This window comes from Flavobacterium sp. LMO8, assembly GCF_009495755.1.
In the GTDB taxonomy this organism is placed as follows: Bacteria; Bacteroidota; Bacteroidia; order Flavobacteriales; family Flavobacteriaceae; genus Flavobacterium.
The window spans coordinates 73,241-99,582 of record NZ_WIBJ01000006.1 but is presented as its reverse complement, the minus strand read 5'-3'; the positions used below and the strand labels follow the sequence as shown (position 1 = coordinate 99,582).

At 32.7% G+C, this 26,342-nt stretch carries 28 protein-coding genes; 11 read left to right on the top strand and 17 right to left on the bottom strand.

The window, feature by feature from the left end:
- Window positions 1-15: 15 nt before the first annotated feature.
- Window positions 16-879 (bottom strand): alpha/beta fold hydrolase, encoded by an 864-nt coding sequence (locus tag GFJ94_RS00870; RefSeq protein ID WP_153199480.1) that lies wholly within the window; start codon window positions 877-879, stop codon window positions 16-18.
- Window positions 880-1,025: 146 nt separating this feature from the next.
- Between GFJ94_RS00870 and GFJ94_RS00865 the strand changes: the two genes are divergently transcribed.
- The 6 genes from GFJ94_RS00865 (at window position 1,026) to GFJ94_RS00840 (ending at window position 8,349) form a co-directional block, all read left to right on the top strand.
- A complete protein-coding gene (locus tag GFJ94_RS00865) occupies window positions 1,026-1,844 on the top strand; it encodes a M48 family metallopeptidase (RefSeq protein ID WP_153199478.1) in 819 nt (272 codons plus the stop codon).
- A 65-nt stretch (window positions 1,845-1,909) separates the two neighbouring features.
- Window positions 1,910-3,205 carry an MFS transporter gene (locus GFJ94_RS00860; RefSeq protein ID WP_153199476.1) on the top strand — a complete coding sequence of 432 codons (1,296 nt, stop codon included), beginning with the start codon at window positions 1,910-1,912 and terminating at the stop codon, window positions 3,203-3,205.
- Between the two features lie 150 nt (window positions 3,206-3,355).
- Window positions 3,356-5,818: an endopeptidase La gene (gene lon / locus GFJ94_RS00855; protein WP_153199474.1), complete on the top strand. Its 2,463-nt coding sequence runs from the start codon at window positions 3,356-3,358 to the stop codon at window positions 5,816-5,818.
- 120 nt (window positions 5,819-5,938) lie between these two features.
- Complete coding sequence (porQ, locus tag GFJ94_RS00850) at window positions 5,939-6,958, top strand: type IX secretion system protein PorQ (RefSeq protein ID WP_153199472.1); 1,020 nt, start codon at window positions 5,939-5,941, stop codon at window positions 6,956-6,958.
- 161 nt (window positions 6,959-7,119) lie between these two features.
- Entirely contained in the window at window positions 7,120-7,803 is a 684-nt protein-coding gene (cmk, locus tag GFJ94_RS00845; RefSeq protein WP_153199470.1) for a (d)CMP kinase, read from the top strand.
- Between the two features lie 108 nt (window positions 7,804-7,911).
- Window positions 7,912-8,349, top strand: coding sequence for a DUF4844 domain-containing protein (locus GFJ94_RS00840; protein ID WP_153199468.1), 438 nt, complete (start codon window positions 7,912-7,914; stop codon window positions 8,347-8,349).
- A 33-nt stretch (window positions 8,350-8,382) separates the two neighbouring features.
- Here GFJ94_RS00840 and GFJ94_RS00835 read toward each other — a convergent pair whose 3' ends face one another.
- The 10 genes from GFJ94_RS00835 to truA all read right to left on the bottom strand — a co-directional run bounded on the left by GFJ94_RS00835 (window position 8,383) and on the right by truA (window position 17,374).
- Window positions 8,383-9,357, bottom strand: a complete 975-nt coding sequence (locus GFJ94_RS00835) for an MlaD family protein (protein ID WP_153199466.1) — start codon at window positions 9,355-9,357, stop codon at window positions 8,383-8,385.
- Window positions 9,358-9,364: 7 nt separating this feature from the next.
- Window positions 9,365-10,117 (bottom strand): ABC transporter ATP-binding protein, encoded by a 753-nt coding sequence (locus tag GFJ94_RS00830; RefSeq protein WP_153199464.1) that lies wholly within the window; start codon window positions 10,115-10,117, stop codon window positions 9,365-9,367.
- A 2-nt stretch (window positions 10,118-10,119) separates the two neighbouring features.
- Window positions 10,120-10,905: an ABC transporter permease gene (locus GFJ94_RS00825; protein WP_153199462.1), complete on the bottom strand. Its 786-nt coding sequence runs from the start codon at window positions 10,903-10,905 to the stop codon at window positions 10,120-10,122.
- A 168-nt stretch (window positions 10,906-11,073) separates the two neighbouring features.
- The gene (locus tag GFJ94_RS00820) at window positions 11,074-11,214 is read right to left on the bottom strand and encodes a hypothetical protein (RefSeq protein ID WP_153199461.1); all 141 of its coding nucleotides are present in this window, start codon (window positions 11,212-11,214) and stop codon (window positions 11,074-11,076) included.
- A gap of 95 nt (window positions 11,215-11,309) precedes the next feature.
- Entirely contained in the window at window positions 11,310-12,173 is an 864-nt protein-coding gene (locus tag GFJ94_RS00815) for an AbiJ-NTD4 domain-containing protein (RefSeq protein WP_153199459.1), read from the bottom strand.
- 169 nt (window positions 12,174-12,342) lie between these two features.
- The gene (locus tag GFJ94_RS00810) at window positions 12,343-12,756 is read right to left on the bottom strand and encodes a hypothetical protein (protein WP_153199457.1); all 414 of its coding nucleotides are present in this window, start codon (window positions 12,754-12,756) and stop codon (window positions 12,343-12,345) included.
- Window positions 12,725-12,961, bottom strand: a complete 237-nt coding sequence (locus GFJ94_RS00805; protein WP_153199455.1) for a hypothetical protein — start codon at window positions 12,959-12,961, stop codon at window positions 12,725-12,727. Before GFJ94_RS00805 ends, GFJ94_RS00810 begins: the two co-directional genes overlap by 32 nt.
- Window positions 12,962-13,185: 224 nt before the next feature.
- Entirely contained in the window at window positions 13,186-14,574 is a 1,389-nt protein-coding gene (gene lpdA, locus GFJ94_RS00800; protein WP_153199453.1) for a dihydrolipoyl dehydrogenase, read from the bottom strand.
- Window positions 14,575-14,801: 227 nt separating this feature from the next.
- A complete protein-coding gene (locus GFJ94_RS00795) occupies window positions 14,802-16,622 on the bottom strand; it encodes an ABC transporter ATP-binding protein (RefSeq protein WP_153199451.1) in 1,821 nt (606 codons plus the stop codon).
- Complete coding sequence (truA, locus tag GFJ94_RS00790) at window positions 16,622-17,374, bottom strand: tRNA pseudouridine(38-40) synthase TruA (protein ID WP_153199449.1); 753 nt, start codon at window positions 17,372-17,374, stop codon at window positions 16,622-16,624. The genes GFJ94_RS00795 and truA overlap by 1 nt, the downstream gene beginning before the upstream one ends.
- A 118-nt stretch (window positions 17,375-17,492) precedes the next feature.
- On the opposite strand from truA, the gene GFJ94_RS00785 reads away from it, so the two are divergent.
- The gene (locus tag GFJ94_RS00785; RefSeq protein ID WP_153199447.1) at window positions 17,493-17,987 is read left to right on the top strand and encodes a metallophosphoesterase; all 495 of its coding nucleotides are present in this window, start codon (window positions 17,493-17,495) and stop codon (window positions 17,985-17,987) included.
- Between the two features lie 120 nt (window positions 17,988-18,107).
- Here GFJ94_RS00785 and GFJ94_RS00780 read toward each other — a convergent pair whose 3' ends face one another.
- Window positions 18,108-18,518 carry a DUF4293 domain-containing protein gene (locus GFJ94_RS00780; protein WP_153199445.1) on the bottom strand — a complete coding sequence of 137 codons (411 nt, stop codon included), beginning with the start codon at window positions 18,516-18,518 and terminating at the stop codon, window positions 18,108-18,110.
- 188 nt (window positions 18,519-18,706) lie between these two features.
- Here GFJ94_RS00780 and rho point away from each other — a divergent pair, with 188 nt between their 5' ends.
- Complete coding sequence (gene rho, locus GFJ94_RS00775; RefSeq protein ID WP_153199443.1) at window positions 18,707-20,482, top strand: transcription termination factor Rho; 1,776 nt, start codon at window positions 18,707-18,709, stop codon at window positions 20,480-20,482.
- A gap of 285 nt (window positions 20,483-20,767) precedes the next feature.
- Here the strand turns inward: rho and tpiA are convergent, their stop codons facing one another.
- The 5 genes from tpiA to GFJ94_RS00750 form a co-directional block, all read right to left on the bottom strand.
- Complete coding sequence (gene tpiA / locus GFJ94_RS00770) at window positions 20,768-21,517, bottom strand: triose-phosphate isomerase (RefSeq protein ID WP_153199441.1); 750 nt, start codon at window positions 21,515-21,517, stop codon at window positions 20,768-20,770.
- A 100-nt stretch (window positions 21,518-21,617) separates the two neighbouring features.
- The gene (locus tag GFJ94_RS00765; protein ID WP_153199439.1) at window positions 21,618-22,118 is read right to left on the bottom strand and encodes a TlpA disulfide reductase family protein; all 501 of its coding nucleotides are present in this window, start codon (window positions 22,116-22,118) and stop codon (window positions 21,618-21,620) included.
- 3 nt (window positions 22,119-22,121) lie between these two features.
- Window positions 22,122-23,207: a MauE/DoxX family redox-associated membrane protein gene (locus GFJ94_RS00760; protein ID WP_153199437.1), complete on the bottom strand. Its 1,086-nt coding sequence runs from the start codon at window positions 23,205-23,207 to the stop codon at window positions 22,122-22,124.
- 64 nt (window positions 23,208-23,271) lie between these two features.
- Window positions 23,272-23,625: a hypothetical protein gene (locus GFJ94_RS00755; RefSeq protein ID WP_153199435.1), complete on the bottom strand. Its 354-nt coding sequence runs from the start codon at window positions 23,623-23,625 to the stop codon at window positions 23,272-23,274.
- 7 nt (window positions 23,626-23,632) lie between these two features.
- A complete protein-coding gene (locus tag GFJ94_RS00750; protein WP_153199434.1) occupies window positions 23,633-24,172 on the bottom strand; it encodes a DUF1599 domain-containing protein in 540 nt (179 codons plus the stop codon).
- Between the two features lie 89 nt (window positions 24,173-24,261).
- Between GFJ94_RS00750 and folP the strand changes: the two genes are divergently transcribed.
- Genes folP through GFJ94_RS00735 form a run of 3 tightly spaced genes read left to right on the top strand, consistent with a single transcriptional unit; the run spans window position 24,262 to window position 26,307 of the window.
- Entirely contained in the window at window positions 24,262-25,083 is an 822-nt protein-coding gene (gene folP / locus GFJ94_RS00745) for a dihydropteroate synthase (protein WP_153199432.1), read from the top strand.
- A gap of 3 nt (window positions 25,084-25,086) precedes the next feature.
- Window positions 25,087-25,824 carry a hypothetical protein gene (locus GFJ94_RS00740; protein ID WP_153199430.1) on the top strand — a complete coding sequence of 246 codons (738 nt, stop codon included), beginning with the start codon at window positions 25,087-25,089 and terminating at the stop codon, window positions 25,822-25,824.
- 51 nt (window positions 25,825-25,875) lie between these two features.
- Window positions 25,876-26,307, top strand: coding sequence for a hypothetical protein (locus GFJ94_RS00735; RefSeq protein WP_153199428.1), 432 nt, complete (start codon window positions 25,876-25,878; stop codon window positions 26,305-26,307).
- The last annotated feature ends 35 nt before the right edge of the window (window positions 26,308-26,342 follow it).

Below are 26,342 nucleotides of genomic sequence, written 5' to 3'. Positions count from 1 at the left end.
ATTGAAGGACTTTTTTTATTTTGAAATGAATTCTTTGATTTTGTTTATCACAGCTTCATCGCCTAAAATTTTACGATGACCTAAACCTTCTGTAATTAAAAGTTCTGAACCTTGTAAATTTTCATGAATATGATAAGCAGCTTTAACCGAAACATCATCATCTTTTTTATCGTGCATAATTAAAACTGGGATTTTGATTTCAGCAGCTGCTTTGTAAGCTGAATAATCATCCATTTTTCCTGCAAATCGATTTTCAAAATGATCCCTTAATTTCATTCCATATTCTGGTTTTAATTGTAGTTTCTTGATAAAATCATCAATAATATCTTGAATAACATCTCCAGCTCCAATAGTAACTGCTTTTTTAACCTGAAGATTTTGCTTAATTGCATTCAAAACCGACATACCTCCAAGCGAATGTCCTATTGCATATTCAAACGAATTATATTGTTTTTCCAATTCTAAAATCGATGCGATAAATTCGGTCATGATAGAATAATTCCCTTTTGATTTTCCATGAGCTGGAGCATCAAAGCTAATCGTCATATAACCCATTTTTAGTAGCTCGTCAGCAATTTTAACTAATTGTGTTCCTCGCCCTGACCAACCATGAACTAAAAGTACTTTTTTATCGCTTTTTCCATATTCATATATTACAATTTCTTTATTTATGGCTGAAACCATAATACTTTTTTGAACACTTTCATGTTCCATGTGTAGTTCTCGCTTGGGTAATTTATGGCGAATTGGAGTTGTAAAAAGTTTCGCTGCAAATTTGGTCGTAAGCGAAGGAGAAATAGCGTGTAAAAATTTTGTGGTAAACAAAATAGCTTTTGGGATTTCGATAACTTGAGCTTGTTTTTGTTTCTTTTTAGACATTTTTTAAAATTTTAAGCAAGTTACAACTTATATAAAATTGATTTTCAAAAGAGATTATAAAATATAGTTAAAAATGGTATAAAAATTGAATCTAGAGAACTTGTTAAAATTAAAAAAGGTGTAAATTTGTAAAAAATCGATTACTTATGAATAAGAAATATAAAATTGTTGCTCTCCTTGCTTTTGTACTGGTAGTTTCTTGTGCTAAAAATCCATTTACTGGAAAGAGTACTATGGCTTTAGTACCAAATAGTGAAATTTTTCCATCTGCTTTTCAACAGTATAACCAATTTTTATCTGAAAACAAGGTAATTAAAGGAACTACAGATGCTAAGAGAATCGAAACAATCGGAACCAAAATTAAAACAGCTTCAGAAAGATGGTTAGCAGCTAAAGGTCATGCCGATTATTTAGAAGGTTATGCATGGGAATATAAATTGGTAGACAGTAAAGAAGTAAACGCTTGGTGTATGCCAGGTGGAAAAATTGTTTTTTATACTGGAATTTTACCAATTTGCAAATACGATGCCGGAATTGCCGCAGTAATGGGGCATGAAGTAGCGCACGCTTTAGCAAATCACGGACAACAAAGAATGAGTGCTGGTCTTTTACAACAATTAGGAGCCATGGGAACCCAAGTAGCAGTTGGTAACAAAGACCCTCAAACGCAAGCTTTAATTATGCAAGCATATGGTGTAGGTTCACAAGTAGGAGGAATGTTACCTTTTAGTCGTTCTCACGAAAGTGAAGCAGACATGATTGGATTAACATTAATGGCAATAGCAGGTTATGATCCAATTAATGCCGTAAAAGTTTGGGAACGTATGGCGGCTAATTCGGGAGGACAAGCACCACCAGAAATTTTAAGTACGCACCCAAGTAACCAAACACGTATTAAAGAATTAACCGCATTAATTCCACAAGCAAAAGCAGAAGCTGCTAAGTATGGAGTTACTTTCAAATAATTAAAAAAATACTATTATATTTGAATCCCGACACCGTCGGGATTTTTTATTTTAAAATAATTGGTATGCAACAACTTCAAAAAGGAGATTCAAAACTTTTAAACGCTTGGGCATTTTACGATTGGGCAAATTCGGTTTATGCTTTGGTGATCTCGTCTACAATATTTCCATTGTACTATGGCGCATTATTTCGTCAAAAAAATATTGATGAAATTGTTCTTTTTGGTTTGTCTATTCGAAGCGAAGCCTTAATAAGTTATGTAACGGCATTAGGCTTTCTAATCATTGCTTTTATTTCGCCTTTATTGTCTGGAATTGCGGATTATATGGGAAATAAGAAGTTTTTTCTGAAACTTTTTTGTTATATTGGAGCTATTTCTTGTTTGTCTTTGTATTTTTTTTCTATAGATGAAGAAAAGATTGTTTTGAGTTTAATTTCCTATTTATTGGCTTTAATTGGTTTTTGGGGAAGTTTGGTGTTTTACAATTCCTATTTACCAGACATTGCTCACAAAGAACAACAAGATGCTATTAGTGCAAAAGGATTTAGCTTAGGCTACGTTGGCAGTGTTGCTCTTTTAGTAATTTGTTTAATTGGAGTAATGTCTGTAGGAGATAATATGAAACTTGAAATGATGCGCTATTCCTTTCTTTTGGTTGGAATTTGGTGGATAGGATTTAGTCAATATTCGTATTATTATTTACCTAACAACAAAAACGATAATAAGCTACATAAAAATGTATTACTCAATGGTTTCAAAGAGTTATTAAAAGTTTGGAAACAAATTAAAGAATTGAAATCATTACGACGTTATTTGGCAGCTTTTTTTGTTTACAGTATGGCAGTTCAAACTATCATGATTATTGCTGCTTATTTTGGTGAAAAAGAAGTGAAATGGGGAAGTGATAGTAAGCGAACAATTGGATTGATTGTGAGTGTTTTACTAATTCAATTGATTGCAGTTTTAGGAGCTTGGTTAACCTCTAAAGCTTCGGCTAAATTTGGGAATATAAAAGTGCTGATTTTTATTAATTTCTCATGGGTTTTAATTTGTACTTATGCCTATTTCGTAGTTACTCCAAATGATTTTTACATTGCGGCAGCTTTCGTTGGATTGGTTATGGGAGGAATTCAATCGTTATCGCGTTCAACCTATTCTAAATTTATCCCTGAAGGAACGAAAGACACGACTTCTTTCTTTAGTTTTTACGATGTATCTGAGAAAATTGGAATTGTAATCGGAATGTTTACCTATGGATATATTGCTGATGTAACGGGTAAAATTCAAAATGCTATTCTGTTTTTAATCTTATTTTTTGTCGTTGGTTTACTTCTTTTATTAAGAGTTCCAAGAAAATAATGCTCTTGGCATACATCTTGAATTATTACTCTTGAAATTGCTATTTAAATTTATTTTATGATTTGATTATCAATAGAATAACGCTTTTCTGTGTACCTTTGAATGGTATTTCAAATTACAATTACTGACAAAAAGACCATAAATATTATTATGCCAAATCAAAAAATACTAGCGCTTGACAATTTGTCACTTCAAGAAATGGACCCAGATGCGGAATTGATTCCGTTGATGACTCCTGAAGATGAAGAAGAAATGAATAACGAGGCTTTGCCTGATGATATTGCTATTTTACCTTTACGTAATACGGTTTTATTTCCGGGAGTTGTAATTCCAATTACCGCTGGACGAGATAAATCGATTAAATTAATTAATGATGCTAATGCAAAAGGTAAAATTATTGGAGTTGTTTCTCAAATAGACGAAAATGTTGAAGAGCCAACACCAAATGATGTTCATCATATAGGTACTGTAGCCAGAATTATGAGGGTTTTAAAAATGCCTGATGGTAATACAACGGTAATACTACAAGGAAAAAAGCGCTTTGAAATTGAAGAATTCACACAAGAAGAACCTTATTTAAGAGCTAGGATAAAAGAAGTAAAAGAAGTTCGTCCTTCAAGTAAAAACCTTGAGTTTAAGGCTATTATAGAGTCCATTAAAGAATTGGCTATCCAAATTATTAAGGAAAGTCCAAATATTCCAACAGAGGCTACTTTTGCTATTAAAAACATTGAAAGTAATCCGTTTTTAATCAATTTTGTTTCTTCTAACATGAATCTTTCAGTTGAAGAAAAGCAAAAGTTACTTTCGATTCCAAATTTAAAAGACAGAGCACTTGAAACTTTACGTTTCATGAACTTAGAGCTTCAAAAATTAGAAGTTCGCAACGATATTCAGTCTAAAGTGCGTTTTGATTTAGACCAACAACAACGCGAATATTTCTTACAGCAACAAATGAAAACCATTCAAGAAGAATTGGGTGGCGTTTCGTATGAAGCCGAAATTGAAGAAATGCGTGCTAAAGGTTTAAAGAAAAAATGGGACGAAAAAACAGCAAAGCATTTCGAAAAAGAATTATCAAAATTGCAACGTACGAATCCAAATTCACCTGATTTTGGTATCCAACGTAATTATATTGAGTTGTTTTTAGAATTGCCTTGGAACGAGTTTACCAAAGATAATTTCGATTTAAAACGTGCTCAAAAAATTCTCGACAGAGACCATTACGGATTAGAAGAAGTAAAAAAACGTATTATTGAACATTTAGCAGTTTTAAAATTGCGTAACGACATGAAATCGCCAATTCTTTGTTTATACGGACCTCCAGGTGTGGGAAAAACCTCAATTGGAAAGTCAGTTGCCGAAGCATTAGGTAGAGAATACATCAGAATGTCATTAGGCGGTTTGCGTGATGAAGCAGAAATTCGTGGTCATCGAAAAACCTATATTGGTGCGATGCCAGGACGAATTCTTCAAAACATTAAAAAAGCGAAAACATCAAATCCGGTATTTGTTTTAGATGAGATTGATAAATTATCTTCGAGTCATAATGGTGATCCATCTTCGGCTTTGTTAGAAGTTTTAGATCCAGAACAAAACAAAGAATTCCATGATAATTTCTTGGAATTAGGCTACGATCTATCAAAAGTAATGTTCATTGCAACTTCCAATAGTTTATCTCCAATTCAACCAGCACTTCGTGACCGTATGGAAATCATCGAAATGACAGGTTATACAATCGAAGAAAAAATTGAAATTGCTAAAACGCACTTATTACCAAAACAATTAAAAGAACACGGATTAACGACTAAAGATTTACAAATTGGAAAAAAACAATTAGAAAAAATCGTTGTAGGTTACACTCGTGAATCAGGTGTGCGTGGTTTAGAGAAAAAAATTGCTCAAGTAGTGCGTCATGCTGCAAAATCAATTGCAATGGACGAAACTTATAACGTAAAAGTTTCCGATGCTGATATTTTAGAAGTATTAAAATCGCCACGAATGGAGCGCGATAAATACGAAAACAATGATGTAGCAGGAGTTGTGACAGGTTTAGCTTGGACATCTGTTGGTGGTGATATTTTGTTTATCGAATCTTTAATTTCGAAAGGAAAAGGAGCCATGACCATGACTGGGAATTTAGGAATTGTCATGAAAGAATCGGTTACGATTGCATTGGAGTACATTCGCGCTAACGCAGAATTTTTAGGAATAGTTCCAGAAGTTTTAAACAATTACAACATACACATTCACGTTCCAGAAGGAGCAACGCCAAAAGACGGACCAAGTGCCGGAATTGCAATGTTAACCTCAATGGTTTCTTCATTCACTCAAAAAAGAATCAAGAAAAACATTGCCATGACAGGCGAAATCACGCTTCGTGGAAAAGTATTACCTGTTGGTGGTATCAAAGAAAAAATCTTAGCAGCTAAGAGAGCGAATATCAAAGAAATTATTCTATGTAAAGAAAATAAACGTGATATTGAGGAAATCAAACCAAACTACATTGAAGGTTTAACGTTTCATTATGTGGATAAAATGAGCGAAGTTTTAGATATTGCCATTACGAATCAAAAGGTCAAAAACGCTAAAGTTTTAGAAACCAAAAAGTAATTTCAATATAATATCAAAAAGAACTCTCAATAAATTACTTATTGAGAGTTCTTTTTTTGTTTACTAACTGATATAATTTTATCTTCGCAGTTGCGTTATATGTAAGATTAACACCAAAAAATGCTAAGAAAACTCTTATTCCTTTTTTTATTTCTACTATCGGCTGCATCTTTTAGCCAAATAGGAGGTCAAGCAGTATATCAGTTTTTGAACTTAGCACAATCACCACGACAAGCTGCTTTAGGAGGAAAAACGGTTACTGTTGTGGATTATGACGTAAATCAAGCGTTTTATAATCCAGCTACAATTAATGCCGAAATGCACAAGCGATTATCAGTAAATTATGGAAGTTATTTTGGGGAAGTTACTTATGGAACTGCTGCATATGCGTATACCTACGACCGCCATTTGCAAACATTTCATGCCGGAATAAGTTATGTTAATTATGGAACTTTTGAAGGAAGAGACGAATTAGGTAATTTGACTTCCGATTTTACAGGAAGTGAAGCGGCCTTATCATTTGGATATGCTTACAACATTCCTTGGACCGATATGTTTGTAGGCGCTAATGCTAAATTAATTTCGTCAACTTTAGAAAGTTACAATTCTTGGGGAGCTGCAGTAGATTTAGGCTTTTTGTATGTGGATTACGATAATGATATCAATTATGGTTTAACGGTTCGAAACTTAGGATTTCAAATTAAGCCGTATCAAGATACGAATGAGAAGCTTCCGCTAGCGATAGATGCTGGAATTTCGCAATTAATGGAGAATGTCCCAATTCGTTGGCACATGACTTTTGAAAATTTGCAACAATGGAATATTGCTTTTTCTAATCCAAATAGGGCGGAAGGCAGTTTAGATGGAGGTTCGGAAGAAGAAAAAGTATCTTTTTTTAATAATGCTTTGCGACATGTGATTTTGGGTGCCGAATTGTTTCCAGAAAAAGGTTTTAATATTCGATTAGGATACAATTTTAGAAGAAGCGAAGAATTGAGAATTTTAGAACAACGTCATTTTTCTGGAATTTCTGCAGGTTTTGGATTGCGTTTTGGAAAAGTTAAATTTGATTATTCGTATTCTAGATATACCGTGGCAGCTAACACAAGTTTGTTTGGTTTAACGATTGATTTGGAGTAGAAATTGAGTGATTAGTGAAAAGTAATTAGTGATTAGCTTAAATGATCTTAATTATTCACAAAGGATACTTAAAAAACTTATATGACTTATATGTTTAAATAAAAGTCAATAGATTTAATAATGATAAAACTTAGCGCTTTTGCGTCTTCGTGGCAAAACATATGAAAAAAATTACCATAGCAATAGACGGTTTTTCGTCAACAGGAAAAAGTACATTGGCTAAGCAATTGGCTGCAGCATTGGGTTACGTATATGTAGATACAGGTGCGATGTATCGCGCGGTGGCCTATTTTGCTATGCAACATGACTTGGTTTCTGAAACGCATTTAGATAAAGCAGGTTTGGTCGCTCAATTACCCAATATCAATTTGCGTTTTCAATTTAATCCGAATTTAGGATTTGCTGAAATGTATTTGAACAATGAAAACATTGAAAACCCTATCCGTACAATTGAAGTTTCTCGTATGGTAAGTAAAGTAGCCGAAATTTCTGAAGTGCGTGCTAAATTAGTAGAGCAACAACAAGCCATGGGAAAAGACAAAGGTATTGTGATGGATGGAAGAGACATTGGAACCGTAGTTTTTCCTGATGCTGAACTGAAATTATTTATGACAGCAAGTTCAAAAACCAGAGCGCAACGCCGTTTTGACGAATTGGTAGAAAAAGGGCAACACATTACTTTCGAAGACGTACTTCAAAACGTAGAAGAGCGCGACTATATTGATACGCATAGAGAAGATTCTCCTTTAGTAAAAGCAGATGATGCTATTGAAATTGATAATTCGTCGCTAAGTAAAAAAGAACAATTTGAGATTGTTTTGAATTTAGTGAAGGAGAAATTGTAAATCCATTTTGTTATTTCGACGGAGGAGACTTGAACGTAGCGAACAGATTAAATAAATTATATAAAAATTGATATATTTATAGTTGTAATAAATTATATAACCAACTAAATGAAAAAGTTTACTTTTTTAATTTCAATTATCTTTTTAACCACATTTAATTCATGTGGTCAAAATAAAATTAACACTCCAAAAACCGCTATGAGTAAGTTTGAAGAATTTATTTCAAAAGAAAAATTTTTACCTGATTCGAAAATATTTTACCCTGGAATTGGAGACGAAAAATTGAAACCAATATTAACCGAATTGATAAATGAATCGGCTAAAGATTTTCAAAATGTTGCGATTAAAGGAATTGCTTCTGATAATGAATACCAAAATGCAATTGAAAAAGGCTTAGATAGATTCTCAAAAATATATTTAGAATTAGATACAGAAAATCGTGAAAGAATATGCACTTATTACGAAGAGCTAATGGATATCGTTGGATTAGAAAGTTCAGGAGGTCTACTTAATGAATTTATGTATGGTTTTGACTTTTCTGAATAAAAAACTTGTTACAACAGCTATTTACTTCAATAACTATTTTCCTTGCTTCGCTTTCTCCTTAGCTTGTTTCTTAAAATAACCTCTAAACAAAAAGTTGTGTTTCAACGCTTCTAAATTTTCGTTAAGCTTTCCACTGGCATCGTTTAAATTCGTCATGGTTGAATCTATTTTTTTAACCAATTTTTCATCATTTGATAAATAATTCAACGCACCTTTTCCGTCTTTTATGTTTACAACGGTTGCGTTTAAATTGGTTACTACTTTATCAATTTCGGCACTTGATTTTTCTAAATTGGTAATGATGTTTTTCATTTTTACTGCCACATCTTTATCATTTAAAACCCCAATTACATTGTCTTTTTGATTTAAAGAAAGTATCAAATGATTTAAATTATCAATTGATTTTACAGTTCCCAAAGAAGTTTCTTTCAAATTATGAATTGTTTCTATCAAGTCTCTCGACATGACACTATCTTTTAATAAAGTACCAACCGTTCCTTTTCCTTGATTGATTTCGTTAGTTATTTTCAATAAGTCGGCTGTTAAAAGTGCCGCATTTTTATTGGTTTCATTTAATGTTTCCAGCATAGCATCAGTTCCAATGCGACTGTAAGATTGAATTGTATCACCATTCTCAACCTTTTTTGCGACACCTTTGCCTGGAATAATGTTAACAATCATGTTTCCAACCAAACCATCTGAACTAATAGTAGCCACGGCATTTTTTTGAATATGATGCATTATTTTATTATCAATTAACATGTTTATATTAATTGTGGAGTCGTTTATCATTTCGATTTCGGTTACGGTGCCAATATCAATTCCAGCATAACGGACATTGTTGCCTGGTTGTAATCCGTTTACATTAGCAAAAACGGCTTTTAAGTTAGACGTGTTTCCGAACATGTTTTGCTTGTTTCCAACAAAATATATCGCGGCTAAGAAAACTAATGTTCCAATAATGACAAAGATTCCGAGTTGTATTTTTTGTGAATTTGATTTTTCCATTTTTCCATTATTTAAAAAACGCTTGCACTTTAGGATCGCTTGAGCTTGATAATTCGCCAAACGTTCCCTCTATATAATTTACTCCGTCTATTAACAAAATCATGCGATTGGCAATTACTTTGGCACAATCTACATCATGTGTAATGATGATAGAAGAGGTGTTGTATTTTTTTTGTACCGAATTCATCAAAAGTACAATTTCTTTAGATGTAATTGGGTCTAAACCCGTTGTGGGTTCGTCATATAAGATAATTTTTGGTTTTAAAATCAACGTTCTGGCTAAAGCAATTCTACGTTTCATACCGCCCGAAAGTTCGTTTGGCATTAAATCGATGGCGTGTGCTAAACCTACGCTTTCTAAAGCTTCCATCACCAAAGGAGTTGTATCTTCAATAATTCCAAATTTTTTCGTGTGACGACGTAAAGGAAATTCTAAGTTTTCTCGAACCGACATCGAATCATACAAGGCGCTTCCTTGAAATAGAAAGCCGATTTCAGTACGTAATTCATCTAAATCTTCTCGTTCTAAATTATTGATTTCCTGATTCATCACTAAAATAGAACCGCTATTGGGTTGTTCTAAGCCAATCACACATTTTATCATTACTGATTTTCCAGAACCTGATTTTCCCATGACCACTAAATTTTCGCCTTCATACAGTTCCAAATCAAAACCATCCAAAACTACGTTGCTACCAAAACTTTTATGTAAGTCTTTGATAGTAATAATCGCATTTTTTGAAGTTGAATTTGTTTTCATGGTTATATATCGTAAAAAATATTAGTAACAAAAACCGCCACAAAGTCAATAATAAAAAGCAACATAGATGTATAAACTACCGCTGCATTGGCTGCTTTTCCAACGCCAGCTGTACCTTTTTTACAGTTGTAGCCTTTAAAACATCCAACTAGTCCAATAGCAAACCCAAAAAAGAAAGTTTTAAGAGTAGCCGGCACAATATCGCTGTATTCTAAAATATTAAAAACTTGATTAAAGTATAAAGTAAACGAGACATTTCCTTTGATGTTTTCCACTAAAAAGGAACCGTAAATAGCTATTAAATCGCCAACAATAACTAATAAAGGCAACATCAATGTGGTCGCTAAAATTCGGGTAATGACTAAATATTTAAATGGATTCGTTCCCGAAACTTCCATGGCATCAATTTGTTCGGTTACTTTCATAGAGCCTAATTCGGCACCAATGCCAGAACCAATTCTACCGGCGCAAATTAAAGCGGTAATAATAGGACCAATTTCTCTAATAATGGAAACACTTACCATAGAAGCCATCCATGAAACAGCACCAAATTCTTGTAGTGTAGGACGTGATTGTAGAGTAAAAACGGCACCAATTATAAATCCGGTTACACTTACTAAAAGTAAAGACCGATTTCCAATATAAAAACACTGACGTAAAAATTCTTTGAATTCGTATGGCGGTTTCCAAAATTCTTTGAAAAAGCGACCTGCAAAGTAAGAAAGTTCTCCTACTTCGATGAGAAAGTTTTGTAAAGCTTCAGTAAGATTGGCGAAATATTTTTTCATGAAGCATCGCAATTACAATCAAATATAGTGATTTTTAATCAGATACTACATGATATTTGTAAGATATGTAGTGAAAAATCCGACTTGTGGTGGAGTTGGATTTTGTGTTTTTTTGTGAGCACGGAATGCAATTCAGCGCAATCGGTTTTGGAAATCTATGCTGTAAGGTTAATCAAGCTCCTTATTAATCTTATCTTGTTCTTTATTCTGATTGTATTTTTCAATGTCACGTTTTGCTTTATTTCCGTATTTTCGAGCATAATAGGCTCCAATTAAAACTACGATAAGAAATAAAATTTGTTGTGTCATTTTTGTAATTCTTATATTATCTGGTTGATAATTAATATTTATTTTGTTGTCACGGATTGTAAATCAGCGCTAACGGTAATCCACGCTGTTGGGATTTATTTAAATTTTACACCAGATTTGTTAGCTTTAATTATAAGATAGTTTATAAAAGCGCTACTTGAAACAAGCATATACTTTGCGTCTTCAAAATCACAGTTATGGTCTTCCATTAATGCATGTCTAATGCCATCACTATCACTGGTGTAGCCATAAAGTTGTTTAAAACCTCTTTCTAAAGCAGGATGCAGTTTAATCTTTCCTTTTAATTTGTCAAGAGCTGCTCCTAAACTATCCTTTGCATTTTCAGAGATTACTTTTGTTACCGATTCAATTGCGGAAATAGATTCTTTAATCGAATTTCGATAATCAGGGGATTTTTTATCTGAAAGTTTTTCTAATGCGGATTTTAGATGAATGTTTGCTCCTCTTAATGATGTAAAATGATCAGATTGATTTATGGCATTCTCAATTTCCGCAATTTCATTTTCATTTGTAATCGGCGAAATCTTGTCATTTATAAATCGATAACCTGAAAATTCCCTTTCTAATATTCCATTACAGAATTCTTTAAATTCAGATGTATCAATACTAAAAGAATTTGAGTCAATGTTTGCAATAAACTCAATTAGGTCATACGTTTCGTACCATTGTCCTTTGTAAAAAGTGTCTCTAATAAAATGTTCTGAACTACTAACATATTTTGGTATTGTGTCAATGGGTAATTTATAATAATTATGCCAAAGAATTGAACAGAAAACATCAAATTCTGTATCGTTTCCATAATTGTCATGCTTAGAAAGATTGTCAAGAACATATATTTTCAGTCCATTCCAAAGTCCATTTTTTAAGTCATCGTCGAGTGATTCAATTTGTAGCTGTTTTATCGAGGGTACTTTACCAATTCTTTGTGAAAATTTCATTGTAATTGTCTGTTTTTTTTATTAGATTTTTTATAGCATGACCAATTCTCTGTTAACTTGCTATAAGAGGTTTTTCCAAAATATCATTTTAAGATTAATTAAATAAATCCAACTTTTTTAATCTCTCACTTACTGGAACGGCTCTTTTTAACTGAGTTTTGTTAATATTTTACTTTGTGGGCACGGATATTAAATCAGCACTATCGTGATTATTTGTTTTTGTTTTTTTAAGCTCAAACAATTCTTTTTCAATGTTTTTTATTTTGATATTTAATGAGTCAATTTTAGAATTTTCAAGTTGATTTGAATTATTTGTATTTACTGAAAACAAAACTGAAGTTAAAACAGAAATTACCGCAACGATAAAGCCCCAAATTGTCAATTTTTTTCCTAATCCTTTTTGAAATTTAATAATGTCAATTTCTGTTTCTAACTTCTGTTTATTTAGTAATTCTATTCTATCCTGTTCAATTTTTTCTCGTTGTCTGTCTTCATATAATTTTGTGAAACCGCCTTTATCGAAAAGATATTTTTTGGTTAAACCATTAGCTTCAAAAAAAAACATCAAAATTATGTAATTCATTACTTCTGATATGAGTAGTAACAATATTGTCAACGGTATTCATTATTTTTGTCAAAATAAAATAAACTACTTCTTCATCTTGTTCTGGATATAATTGTTTCCAAATAGTATGTGAATGAATAGGCTTGTGACTTTTATTTTCAATTAGATACTTTAAAATAGTATCCATTGCTTCTTGTTCTGATACTTCTTTTACTTCAGACATATCTTCTGGTTTAATTTATTAAGGATGTTGTTTTAAAATTACCGCTAAATAGTATAAATAACATATTTTAAACCCATATCTTGTCCATTCAGTAAGATAGGTATAATCCATTTACGTTTCTCAAAAATAATCAATTTTTCCTACAAACCCTTTCCAAGTTATCAACAAAAAAATCCGACCTGCTTTCACAAATCGGATTTAATCTATTTTCTTTATTCTAAAGACTACAAGTGAATCACTTCACCGTAAGCCTCAGCCACAGCTTCCATAACCGCTTCACTCATAGTAGGGTGAGGGTGAACTGCTTTTAAGATTTCGTGTCCTGTAGTTTCTAATTTACGTGCTACAACTGCTTCTGCAATCATATCGGTAACGCCAGCACCAATCATGTGGCAACCTAACCATTCGCCGTATTTTGCATCGAAAATTACTTTTACAAATCCGTCAGGCGTTCCTGCTGCTTTTGCTTTTCCAGAAGCTGAGAATGGGAATTTACCTACTTTAATTTCGTATCCTTTTTCTTTCGCTTGTTTTTCAGTCATACCCACAGAAGCAATTTCTGGAGTTGCATACGTACAACCTGGAATGTTTCCGTAATCTAAAGCTTCTACGTGTAAACCTGCAATTTTTTCCACACATAAAATACCTTCTGCAGAAGCAACGTGTGCTAAAGCTTGTCCTGGCGTTACATCACCAATAGCGTAGTAACCTGGAACGTTAGTTTGGTAATAAGCGTTTACTAAGATTTTATCTCTATCGGTAGCAATACCTGTTTCTTCTAATCCAATGTTTTCGATGTTGGTTTTAATTCCAACTGCTGATAATAAGATATCAGCTTCTAAAACTTCTTCTCCTTTTGCTGTTTTAACGAATGCTTTCACTCCGTTTCCAGAAGTATCGATTCTTTCTACAGAAGAATTCGTCATTACGTTGATTCCTGCTTTTTTCAACGAACGCTCAAATTGTTTTGAGATGTCTTCGTCTTCCACTGGAACTACATTTGGCATGAATTCTACAATTGTAACTTCAGTTCCCATTGCGTTGTAGAAATGAGCAAACTCAACTCCAATCGCACCAGAACCTACTACAATCATTTTCTTTGGTTGCTCAGCTAACGTCATTGCTTGGCGGTATCCGATTACTTTTTTACCATCTTGAGGTAAGTTAGGTAATTCGCGAGAACGTGCTCCTGTTGCGATGATGATATGATCAGCAGTATATTCAGTTACTTTTCCGTCGGGAGCAGTAACATCAACTTTTTTACCTGGTTTTACTTTTCCAAAACCATCAATAACGTCAATTTTATTTTTCTTCATTAAGAATTGAACACCTTTGCTCATTCCTTCTGCTACATCACGAGAACGTTTTACAACAGCAGAAAAATCTTTGTCAAATTCCTTAACGGTTAATCCGTAATCTGAAGCATGTTTTAGGTAATCAAAAACTTGAGCCGATTTTAATAATGCTTTTGTTGGGATACAACCCCAATTCAAACAAATTCCACCCAAATTTTCTTTTTCGATAACGGCTACTTTGAAGCCTAATTGTGATGCTCTAATAGCAGTTACATAACCACCAGGACCACTTCCTAAAACTATGATATCGTATTTCATTTTTTAAAAGTATTTCAGTTTTATTTATAAGTTGCGAATTTAAGGAATTATTTTAAAAGTTTAAACGCAAAGTTAGCAAAGTTTTACGCAAAGAAACGCAAAGGAAATCTGTGGTAATTTGTGGAATCTGTATTTTAAAAACTTATCATTAGTTCAAGAGATGCTTAGCAGCATGACAAACGTTGCGTGTAACTTGAAACCTGGAACTTTAAACTTGAAACCTGAAACTAATCCACTTCAACTGCAAACTGAGAATCATACAATTTCTTATAATACCCATTTGGCTTATTCACCAATTCGCTATGTTTTCCGAATTCTACGATTTGTCCTTTATCCATTACGATGATTTTACTCGCGTTGATAACGGTTGCTAATCTATGGGCGATAACGATAGAAGTTCTGTCTTTAGTAATTGTTTCAGTTGCTTTTTGTATTAATTCCTCAGAATGCGTGTCTATAGACGAGGTTGCTTCATCTAAAATTAAAATACTTGGATTACTTACATACGCTCTCAAAAAGGCAATCAACTGGCGCTGACCAGAAGATAACATCACTCCGCGTTCTTTAACGTTGTAATCGTAGCCTTCAGGTAAGCTCATGATGAAATCGTGCACCCCAATTTTCTTGGCGGCTGTAATAACATCTTCTCTAGTAATCGCTTCGTTATGTAGTGTAATGTTGTTGTAAATGGTATCGGCAAACAAGAAAACATCTTGTAAAACAATAGCAATTTGCTTGCGTAGACTTTCTAAGGTATATTCGTTAATATTTCGATTATCAATTGTAATTTCACCCGAATTAATTTCGTAAAAACGATTCAATAAATTAATGATGGTTGATTTTCCAGCGCCAGTACTTCCAACAATAGCAATAGTTTCACCAGGTTGAACTTCTAAATTAATGCCTTTTAAAACTTCTTCGTCTTTAATATAACTAAAACGAACATCTTTTAACTGAATCAACCCTTTAAAATGCATCGCATCAACAGTTCCTTTATCTTGAACGTTTTCGTCTTTTTCTAGAATTTCAAAAACTCTATCGGCCGCAACGATACCCATTTGCATCACGTTAAATTTATCTGCAATTTGACGTAATGGGTTATATAACATGGAAATATACATATTAAAGGCAACTAATTGACCGATGGAAGTATCAACATCGCCATTAATAATCCACAAAGCACCAAAATATACAACCAATCCAATACTAATATTAGAAATAATATCGGCAATAGGGAAGAAGATAGAGTTGTACAAAATGTTTTTCAACCATGCTACATTGTGTTTTTGGTTTATTTCTTTGAACTTCTCTAATTCAATCGCTTCTCTATTGAATAATTGTACAATTTTCATTCCAGTTAAACGCTCTTGAACAAAAGTGTTTAAGTTAGCTACTTCGTTTCGAACTTCATTAAAAGCGACTTTCATTTTTCTGTTAAAAATGTTAGTAGCTATTAAAATGATTGGCATGATAACCAAAACAATTCCTGTAATTTTCCAATTCACAACAAGCATGAAAATAATTACAATTATCATTTTTAAAACATCACTGATAATCATAAATAATCCCTGACTGAAAATACTAGCAATCGATTCGATATCCGAAACGGAGCGTGTTACTAATTTTCCAACAGGTTCATTATCAAAATACTTCATTTTAAAAGAAGTAATATGATCGTATAGTTTATTTCGTAAATCTTTAATGATGTCTTGTCCTAACCAATTCGCTATGTAAGTAAAGTAAAATTGTGAGATAGCTTCAAGTATAAGTGCCACAAACATTATAATTACTAATATTTTAAGGTTGGAAAAATTATCGTTTCCGGGAAAAATGGAAAGCATCAAACCTTCAAAATATTGCTGAATTACGTTTGTTTCTTTTTTTACTTCGATTAGGTAATTATCAATCGTAAAATTTAATAAAAATGGTCTAAAAGCACTAATAATAGCTAAGAATACAGCCCAAAAGCAAACAAAGTATAATTTTCCTTTGTGCGGTTTTGCGTAAACTAGCAATTTATTAAACGACGATTTTTTACTTTTACTCATTAATTTTGTTCTTTTTCTTTTATGTATGGATATCTTACATTAACCAAATACAAACCATGCGCTGGAACTGAAAATCCGGCTTTTCCTCTGTTTTTACTTTCGATAATCGTTCTTAAATCTGCGACTTCTATTTTGCCTAGCCCGATGTTTACCATGGTTCCCACAATTGCTCTTACCATATTGCGCAAAAATCGATCGGCAGTGATGGTAAAGATAAGTTGATTTCCCGATTGTTTCCAATGCGCTTCCGAAATTTTACAATTAAAGGTATTCACATCGGTATGTACTTTGGAAAAACACTCAAAATCGATGTATTCGAATAAAATTTTACACGCTTCGTTCATTTTTTCCAAATCCAAAAGATGGGAATGATACCAACTTCCATCGGTAATAAAGGCATCTTTAAACGTGTGCATGTAATATTCGTAGGTTCTTGAAGTCGCATCAAAACGTGCATGAGCATCATCAGCCACTTTAAAAATACGATACACCACAATTGATGGTGGTAAAAACGAATTCAATTTGTGTGACCAATAATGGGAATCTATTTCCAACTCGGTTTCAAAATGCGCAAACATTTGCTTAGCATGCACACCTGAATCGGTTCTTCCGGCACCTACAATAGCGATAGTTTCTCTGAAAAGGGTAGAAAGCGCTTTTTCCAGAGTTTCCTGTACCGAAGCGGCGTCAGGCTGACTCTGAAATCCGTGGAAGTTTTTTCCGTTGTAGGCAAATTCTATGAAATATCTCAAAATATAGTGGTCAGTATTCAGTAATTAGTGTTCAGTTTTTCCGGTTAGCTTGCAAATTTACAAAATTCAAAGGCAATGACAATTTCAAATATTAATAATAAAAACTTAATTTTGTTTTATGAAGAAAATTCTTTTGTTATCCGATACCCACAGTCACATTGATGATGCCATTTTGAAATATGTCAACCAAGCCGATGAAGTTTGGCATGCTGGTGATATTGGCGATTTAGCAGTTACCGATGCGATAAAAAAACTTAAACCACTTCGAGGCGTTTATGGCAATATCGACGATGATAAAGCGCGAATGGAATTTCCATTAAACAATCGTTTTTTCTGTGAAGGAGTGGAGGTTTGGATTACGCATATTGGTGGTTATCCTGATAAATACAACCCAGCAATTCGTGCCGAAATCACTAAAAACCCTCCGAAATTATTCATTTGCGGACATTCTCACATTTTAAAAGTACAATTTGATAAGAAATTAAATTTACTACACATGAATCCCGGTGCTTGTGGAAAATATGGTTTTCATCAAGTACGAACAATGTTGCGCTTTGAAATCGATGGTGACAAAATTCAGAGTTTAGAGGTGATTGAATTGGGTAAGAAGTAGTTTAAAACTTCAAAATTCGTTGTTCCAAGTTTGTTATTCATCAGTTCAATCATAAAACAAAAAAATCCGAAACTTTCGCTTCGGATTTTTTCTTCGCACTAATAAACTAAGATGATAGGTTTATCGTAATCGATCAACAGATTTTACGAGATCTTCGTCCTTTTTAATTGCCTTGTTGGCCAAGACTAATAAAACGATAGAAATTGCAGGAAGAAACATCCCAATACCCTTCTCTGAAACCATGGTTTCTCCGGATAAGTTTAGCGAGCGATACACAAAAAATCCTAGTAAAATAAAGTTAAATATCATATTCAATCTGTTTAACACAAATTGATGTTGTCTCTTTTTAAAATTGATAATACTAAAAACCGCCAATAAAGCCGATACTACAAAAAACACAATATATAATAAAGAAGATGTAAAAAACACCTCTTTTTTATCTGTTGTCGTCCATAAGGAAAATACAAAAGGCAAAGCACCCATAGCTATTGCGCTGATTGCCATATAAACCGTTTGAATTCTTTGTAACATTGTTCTCTACTTTTGTAAAGCAAAAATAGTATTTCTTTTCAATTAAAACTATTGTTATATCCAAATTTATTCGTATTATTGCATAGTATTAGTCGTAAGTACTTCATTCTACGACACCTTACGCCTCAAAAAAAAATCTATCTTTTTTTTGTTTTAACTCAATCAACAATTTTATTCAACTTATATCCATGTTTGATATTGAAGTATTAAAGGAGATGAAACTCTCTGATTTGCAAGAGATTGCAAAAGTGGCTAAAATCAATAAATACCGCTCTCTTAAAAAAGATGATTTGGTATATCAGATTTTAGACCTACAAGCAGCTAAACCAGAAGTAATTAAATCTGAATTACCTAAAGAAACAGCCGCAGACCAACCTAAAGAAAAAAGAGCGCGAATGCTTCCTAAAAAAGAAGTTAACCAAGCGCCAAAAATCAAAAAAGATTTGTTTTCGAAACCTTTGAAAGACTTACCAGAAGAAATTATTCCGGTTGCTACTGAAAAAGTAGAAGAAGAAATCAAAGCTACTGAGAATAAAGCTATTTCGCCTAAGCCAAACGATAAGTTGCCTCGTAAAGATTTTAAAAATAAGAAGCCTTTACCAAATAAAGCAGTTGCTAACGAATCAACTACGACAGAAAAGCCAACAACAGAAGCTACTACTGCAGAAACACCTCAAAACGATAAAAATTTGCCTAAAAATCCTAATTTCAAGGCAAATCAAAATAATCCCAACCATCCAGATTACAAAAAAAGTAATCCTGCCGAAGGAAATAACGGGAACAACGGAAATACCAACAAAAATCCACATCAAAACAAAAAACAAAATTTTAGAGAACCCGATTTTGAGTTCGATGGAATTATTGAAAGTGAAGGCGTTTTAGAAATGATGCCTGATGGTTACGGATTTTTACGTTCGTCAGATTACAACTACTTAGCGTCTCCAGATGATATTTATTTGTCAACGTCTCAAATTCGTTTGTTCGGATTAAAAACGGGTGATACTGTAAAAGGAGTAGTGCGTCCTCCGAAAGAAGGAGAAAAGTATTTCCCATTAGTAAAAGTATTAAAAATCAACGGTCACGACCCACAAGTGGTGCGTGATAGAATTTCATTCGAACATTTAACTCCGGTTTTTCCAACAGAAAAATTCAATTTAGCTGAACGTGGTAGTACGGTTTCAACGCGTATTATTGATTTGTTTTCGCCAATTGGAAAAGGACAACGTGGTATGATTGTAGCGCAACCAAAAACAGGTAAAACCATGTTATTGAAAGATGTTGCGAATGCGATTGCGGCTAATCATCCAGAAGTTTATCTAATAGTATTACTTATTGATGAACGTCCAGAAGAGGTAACCGATATGCAACGTAGCGTGCGAGGTGAAGTTATTGCTTCTACTTTTGATAGAGAGCCACAAGAACATGTTAAGATTGCCAATATTGTATTGGAAAAAGCAAAACGTTTAGTAGAATGTGGTCACGATGTAGTGATTTTATTAGACTCTATTACACGTTTAGCAAGAGCTTACAATACGGTTCAACCAGCTTCTGGAAAAGTATTGAGTGGTGGTGTAGATGCGAATGCGTTACAAAAACCGAAACGTTTCTTTGGAGCGGCTCGTAATGTTGAAAACGGTGGTTCGTTAAGTATCATCGCAACAGCATTAACAGAAACTGGTTCTAAAATGGACGAAGTTATTTTTGAGGAATTCAAAGGAACAGGTAACATGGAATTACAATTGGATAGAAGAATTGCTAACAAACGTATTTTCCCTGCAATCGACTTGGTTTCTTCAAGTACACGTCGTGATGATTTGTTATTAGATGAAAACACGATTCATAGAATGTGGATTATGCGTAAATACTTAGCCGATATGAACCCAATCGAGGCTATGGATTTCATCCACGACCGATTTAAGAAAACCCGAAACAACGAAGAATTTTTAATTTCCATGAATCAATAAAATAAAAACTCCGATGAAAATCGGAGTTTTTTATGGAGTTTAATTTTGATAGTATTTTTTGCTAACGCGAGCGTCACGCTCGTGAAGGTTTAAGCACGAGCGTGACGCTCGCGTTAGCCAGTGAATTAAAATTAAAATAATTTGATTAAGACATAAACAACCAAATACAATAAAAAACTCCGAGAAGTCTCGGAGTGTTTAATTCTATTATAGTAAACAAATGTAAGTAATTTAAAAAAATCTGTGTAAATCCGTTAAATCTGTGTTATCCGCGTTCCAAAAAAATTAAAACCCATTCACAATAGCCAAAAAGTCATCTGCTTTTAATGCAGCACCACCAATTAAACCACCATCCACATCAGGTTTTGAGAAAATTTCTTTGGCGTTGTCTGGTTTTACGCTTCCACCGTATAAAATAGTTAAGTTGTCTGCAATATCGAATCCGTATACTTTTTCTACCAAAGTTCTAATGAATTTATGCATTTCTTGTGCTTGTTCTGGAGAAGCAGTTTCTCCTGTTCCAATAGCCCAAACGGGTTCGTAAGCCAAAACAATACTCGTCCAATCTTTCTTTTCTAAATGAAACAAGCCATCACGTAATTGATTTTCAACAATATTGAAATGATTATTAGTTTGACGATCTTTTAATTCTTCCCCAAAACAGAAAATAACTCGCATTTCGTGTTTTAAAGCTGTATCCACTTTACTCGCTAACAAAGCATCGGTTTCATGAAAATATGCACGTCTTTCGCTGTGACCTAAGATTACGGTGTTTACACCAATATCGGTTAACATAGAAGCTGCGATTTCGCCTGTGAAAGCACCACCTTCAGCTTGATGCATATTTTGTGCAGCCACTGTAATTCCTTTTCCATTTGTAGTTTCAACTGCTTTTGATAAGTTGACAAATGTTGGTGCTACAATAATTTCGGTAGTTGTATTTGGTTTTTTAGCGATAATTTCTTCTAATAATGCAACGGATTCTTTTTGTGTTTTGTGCATTTTCCAGTTTCCGGCAACGATATTTTTTCTCATAAGATTTGATTTTAATAATTTCAAAAGTACTAATTTGATTGCTTTTTCACTACTTGATGGCAATAAAATTACGCAAAGGTTTTCGAAGATACGCTGCTAATTATTTGACTTTATTTAATACTTCTCTTATTTTATCAAAATCTTTTTCAATGGCTCTGTATAAAACAATTTTACCCGTTTTGTCTACTATAAGGTATCTTGGAATCCAATCTACGTTTAATGATTTTCCAAATGTTCCTTTCATTCCATCACCAATAAAATAATTTTCACCTTCTACTTCATGTTTTTCGATTCCTTGAATCCATTTATCAACTGTTTTGTCAAAGGATAAGTTTACAAAAACAACGTCTTTGTTATAAGTTTGGTTTAATTTTTTCACTTCTGGCATTGCTTTGATACAATCCGAACACCATGAAGCCCAAATTTCTATAAATATCGTCTTTCCTACATGTTTTTTTACTATTTCTTGGAATGTAATTGGCGTGTCTTCAGTTGTTTTTAAAACATAGTCAAGACTTTCGCTTTTAAAAGTTGTTTCCTCTTTTTGGGCACACCCTAAAGTGCTGATTAGCATGGTTGCTAAAACGAACATTTTTTTCATAGTTTATTTTTTTAATTCCGAATATGATTTCTTAATCAGTTTTTTGAACTCAGTACCATTGAATTTGTTTTCATTAATACCATCGTAGTATTTGAATTCGTTACCATTCCAAAGATATTTTACTCCTGGCGTGTCTCTTCCTGAACCTAGTTCGGTCCAAAACGGAATCACATCAATCATTTTATAAGGGAATTTCGTTCCAGCAAATTCAAAAAATGTTGGAATTTTTTCCGGTTCTTCATTCATGAAAATCACATAAACAGGAGGGAAGTTCTTGTCTTTTTTACGCATTTCGTTCAATTCTTTTGCGGTATCCATACAATGGTCGCAACCTGGAACAAAATAGCACAGAATCTTTTTATCGGTATCAATTCCTGGGAAATATTTCTCGTAACCCGATTTTACTTTTTTAGGAGCGTCTTCGGTTTTCTTTTCTCTATTTGGAGCTTCTACAGAAGGTACTTCGGTTGTAGGAACTTCTTTAATTGGTACTTCTGTAGTTAATAAAGCAGTAGAATCCGCTATAACGCCTAAATTTTCTTGAATTTCAGATATTGGTTCTTCTGCAATTTCAGTAATTGGACGAATTGGTGCCACCATAAAAAGACATAAAATACAGCCTAAAGTGACAGATTTTAACAAACAAAAATTTGATTTTCCATCAGCAGGAAGTAATTTGAATAACCAAATTAACAAACCAATCGCAATAATATTCTTGATGATTGCTTCTACTGGTGTCATTGGAATTAATTCTCCAAAACAACCGCAATTACCAGAATTTCCACTGATAAAAGTTTCATAACTTAAATGAATTATAAAAATAGCTAGTAAAGCAATTGTTGCTGGTATTGTAATCTTTTTTAAATGATGATTGATAAGAATTAATATTCCTAAAGCAAACTCAATACCAATTAATATTCTGGAGAAATAGGGTGCTACACTTTCTGAAAACCCAAGTGTATACAATTGTTTAACTTCGAAAGTAGAAATTGCAAAATAAGGTGAAGGATATAATTTGGCTACAGCTGAAAGTATAAATAATGCAGAAATAATTAGGCGTAAAATCCAAGATAGGTACTCTTTTTTCATATAAATTTTAATTTTTTATAAAATTAGTATTTAAAATAAAAACAGTTTGTTAACGACTTGTTATTTATTTAGTAATAATACTTAGTATAGTGTAGTCTGAATAGTAATCTTCAGGATTGTTTTTTATTGTTTCGATTTTAACTTCTTCAATGTCAAAAGCACCAAAACTATTTTTTGCTCGAAATATCAATTCGTAATATTCTTTATCTGAAGATTCTTCATTTGTTTTGATATTATCTTTTTCAAAGCTAATTAATTCATAACTTGAAGGGTCTTTCATTTTATTTTTTAATTGATTTTCAACCTCAATTAATAATTTCTCTTTTGGAGTAACTTTTTTGTTTGAAGAAATATAGAAATAGATTGAAGATAATATCACTAACAATACAATGCTGATTTTTAAAAATATATTTTTCATAATATTGTTATTTATTTCCTATTAAGATTAATGCAAAAACCGAATAGTTAATCATGTCTTGATAATTAGCGTCAATTCCTTCCGAAACCAATGTTTTTCCTTTATTGTCTTCAATTTGTTTAACACGCAATAATTTTTGAAGTATCAAATCAGTTAAACTACTTACTCTCATTTCGCGCCAAGCTTCGCCATAATCGTGGTTTTTGTTTTCCATTAAGGCTTTTGTTTCCGCGATTTTTTCGTTGTACAATTTCACCGCTTCATCTGCCGAAAGATCAGGTTGACTAGCAACTCCTTTTTCCATTTGAATCAAAGCCATTGCACAATAATTGATAATTCCGATGAATTCTGAAGTTTCATCTTCATCAACTTTTCGTACTTCATTCTCTTGTAAACTTCTAATTCTTTGTGCTTTTATAAAGATTTGATCGGTTAACGATGGCAAACGTAAAATACGCCAAGCAGTACCATAATCATGTGCTTTTTTTGAAAATAAATCGCGACAAACCGCTATAACTTTATCATATTGTTGAGAAGTATTCGACATTATTTGCTTTATATTTGTGTGAGATTTTTCAAAAGTAATGAATTAAGTCAAAAGTGAAAAGTCAAAAGTGAAAAGAAATTAAAATTAAGATGAATATCAATTGCAACGGAAAATTAATCGATTTATCAACTCCAAAAGTGATGGGGATTTTAAATGTGACGCCCAATTCGTTTTACGATGGAGGTAAGCACAAAGAAATCAATTCCATTATTCATCAGGTAGATAAAATGCTGTCGGAAGGTGCTGATTTCATTGATATTGGCGCGTATTCAAGTAAGCCAAGTGCCGAATTTGTTTCGGAAGAAGAAGAAATAAAGCGTTTGGTTCATATTATTAAAGAATTAGTTGAAACATTTCCTACTATTGTTTTGTCAGTTGACACGTTTCGTGCTAATGTTGCGAAAGCTGCTGTTGAAAATGGGGTGGCGATGATAAATGACATTGCAGCAGGTTTGTTAGATGATAAAATGTTGGAAACTGTTGCCGAATTAAAAGTGCCATACATTATGATGCATATGCGTGGAAATCCTCAAACCATGCAAAGTTTGACAGATTATAACGACATTGTAAAAGAAATGATTTTCTACTTTTCAGAGCGAATTCAAAAGGCGAGAAGCTTTGGAATTTCAGATATTGTGATTGACCCTGGGTTTGGTTTTGCAAAAACATTGGAACAGAATTACGAAGTTTTGCATAAAATGGAATTGTTTTCGATGTTAGAATTGCCAATATTAGCAGGAATTTCAAGAAAATCGATGATTTATAAAGTATTGGAAACTTCGCCACAAGAAGCCTTGAATGGAACTTCAGTTTTGAATACCATCGCTTTACAAAAAGGAGCTAAAATCCTCCGAGTGCACGACGTAAAAGAAGCCGTGGAATGTATAAAATTAGTCAGTAAATTAAAATAAAGAATGAAGAAATTAGTTGCTATTGTAGCCTTCATGGGCTTGTTTTCGTGTAATAACGAAGAAGTGTTGTTGCCTCAAGAAAGTGTTTCGGTTTTAAAAGAAATGACCGATCATTCACCTATTTATATGTTTTTTAAAACGGAAGAAAATCCTGATAACAAAGAAAAATTAGATACAATTGTAGAAGTAAATCGCAAGAATTCTATCGCTTCAACGAATTGGGTTTTCAATATCGACAAACGTTTGCCGTTGAAATTAGTCATTCCTGAAGTATTGCAATTACAAGAAAAGAAGAAAAGCAGTTCGCACTCTAAAACCGGAACCATGAACGTTTTTACGTATTCGGATAGTGTGGCGAAGAATTTAGCATTTTTTCCTTTTACGGATGTAGAGTTCAAGTATAGTAAGCATTTTTCTAAGTTTTTCATTAAAAAACACGCGGAACATTATAGAAACTTCCACAATTTCACGGTAAATTTCAACAAAGACAATAAAATCACTGTTGACGGAAACGATGTTTCAAGAGAAGAATTTATAGATTTCATCAGAGATTTTGCTGATTTTACAAGCGATGGAAAAATCACCATGCTACATTTGAATTTTGATAATCGTTTAACGTATGATCAATACATTCAAAATAAAATTTTAGTTTGGAAAGCAACTAATAACGAAATCCAATTGTCTTCTTTTGAGTTTGTGTACGATGAGAAAAAATTGCCTGAATGTGGGTGTAAGTTGTAGTTGGGAGTTAGGAGTAGGAAGTTGGGAGTTTTTAAATGAAAAAAAGTAATTATGAATATTAAGAAACTTTTTTCTTTTTCTAAAAAATCAAAAATTTTTAATTTGTTTGATAAGGCAATTGAAGCAAAAAATAATGAAATGCTTTCAAGAACTTTAAATTATACATTTAAAGAAAAAATTGATAAAGATTATGTCAATTATTTTATGAGATTATTGCCTGAAACATGGCATGAAGAACATGAAGAAATAATTAATTTAATTTGGTTACATAATCTTAATGATGATGTTTTTTCAGATGTTTTATATTTAATAGCTGTTGATTCTGAAACTTACAGAAAATATGACGATGAAAATGAATCTACACTTAGAAAATGCATACATGCATTAAAGCAAATAAATTCTAAAAAATCTAATCACTATATTGAAAAATTAAAAAGCCTAAATAATCCTAATGTATATTTTGCATTAGAAAATTATAATTAATATTTGTTAATAGTTCATTGTTTTGGAACTTTTTA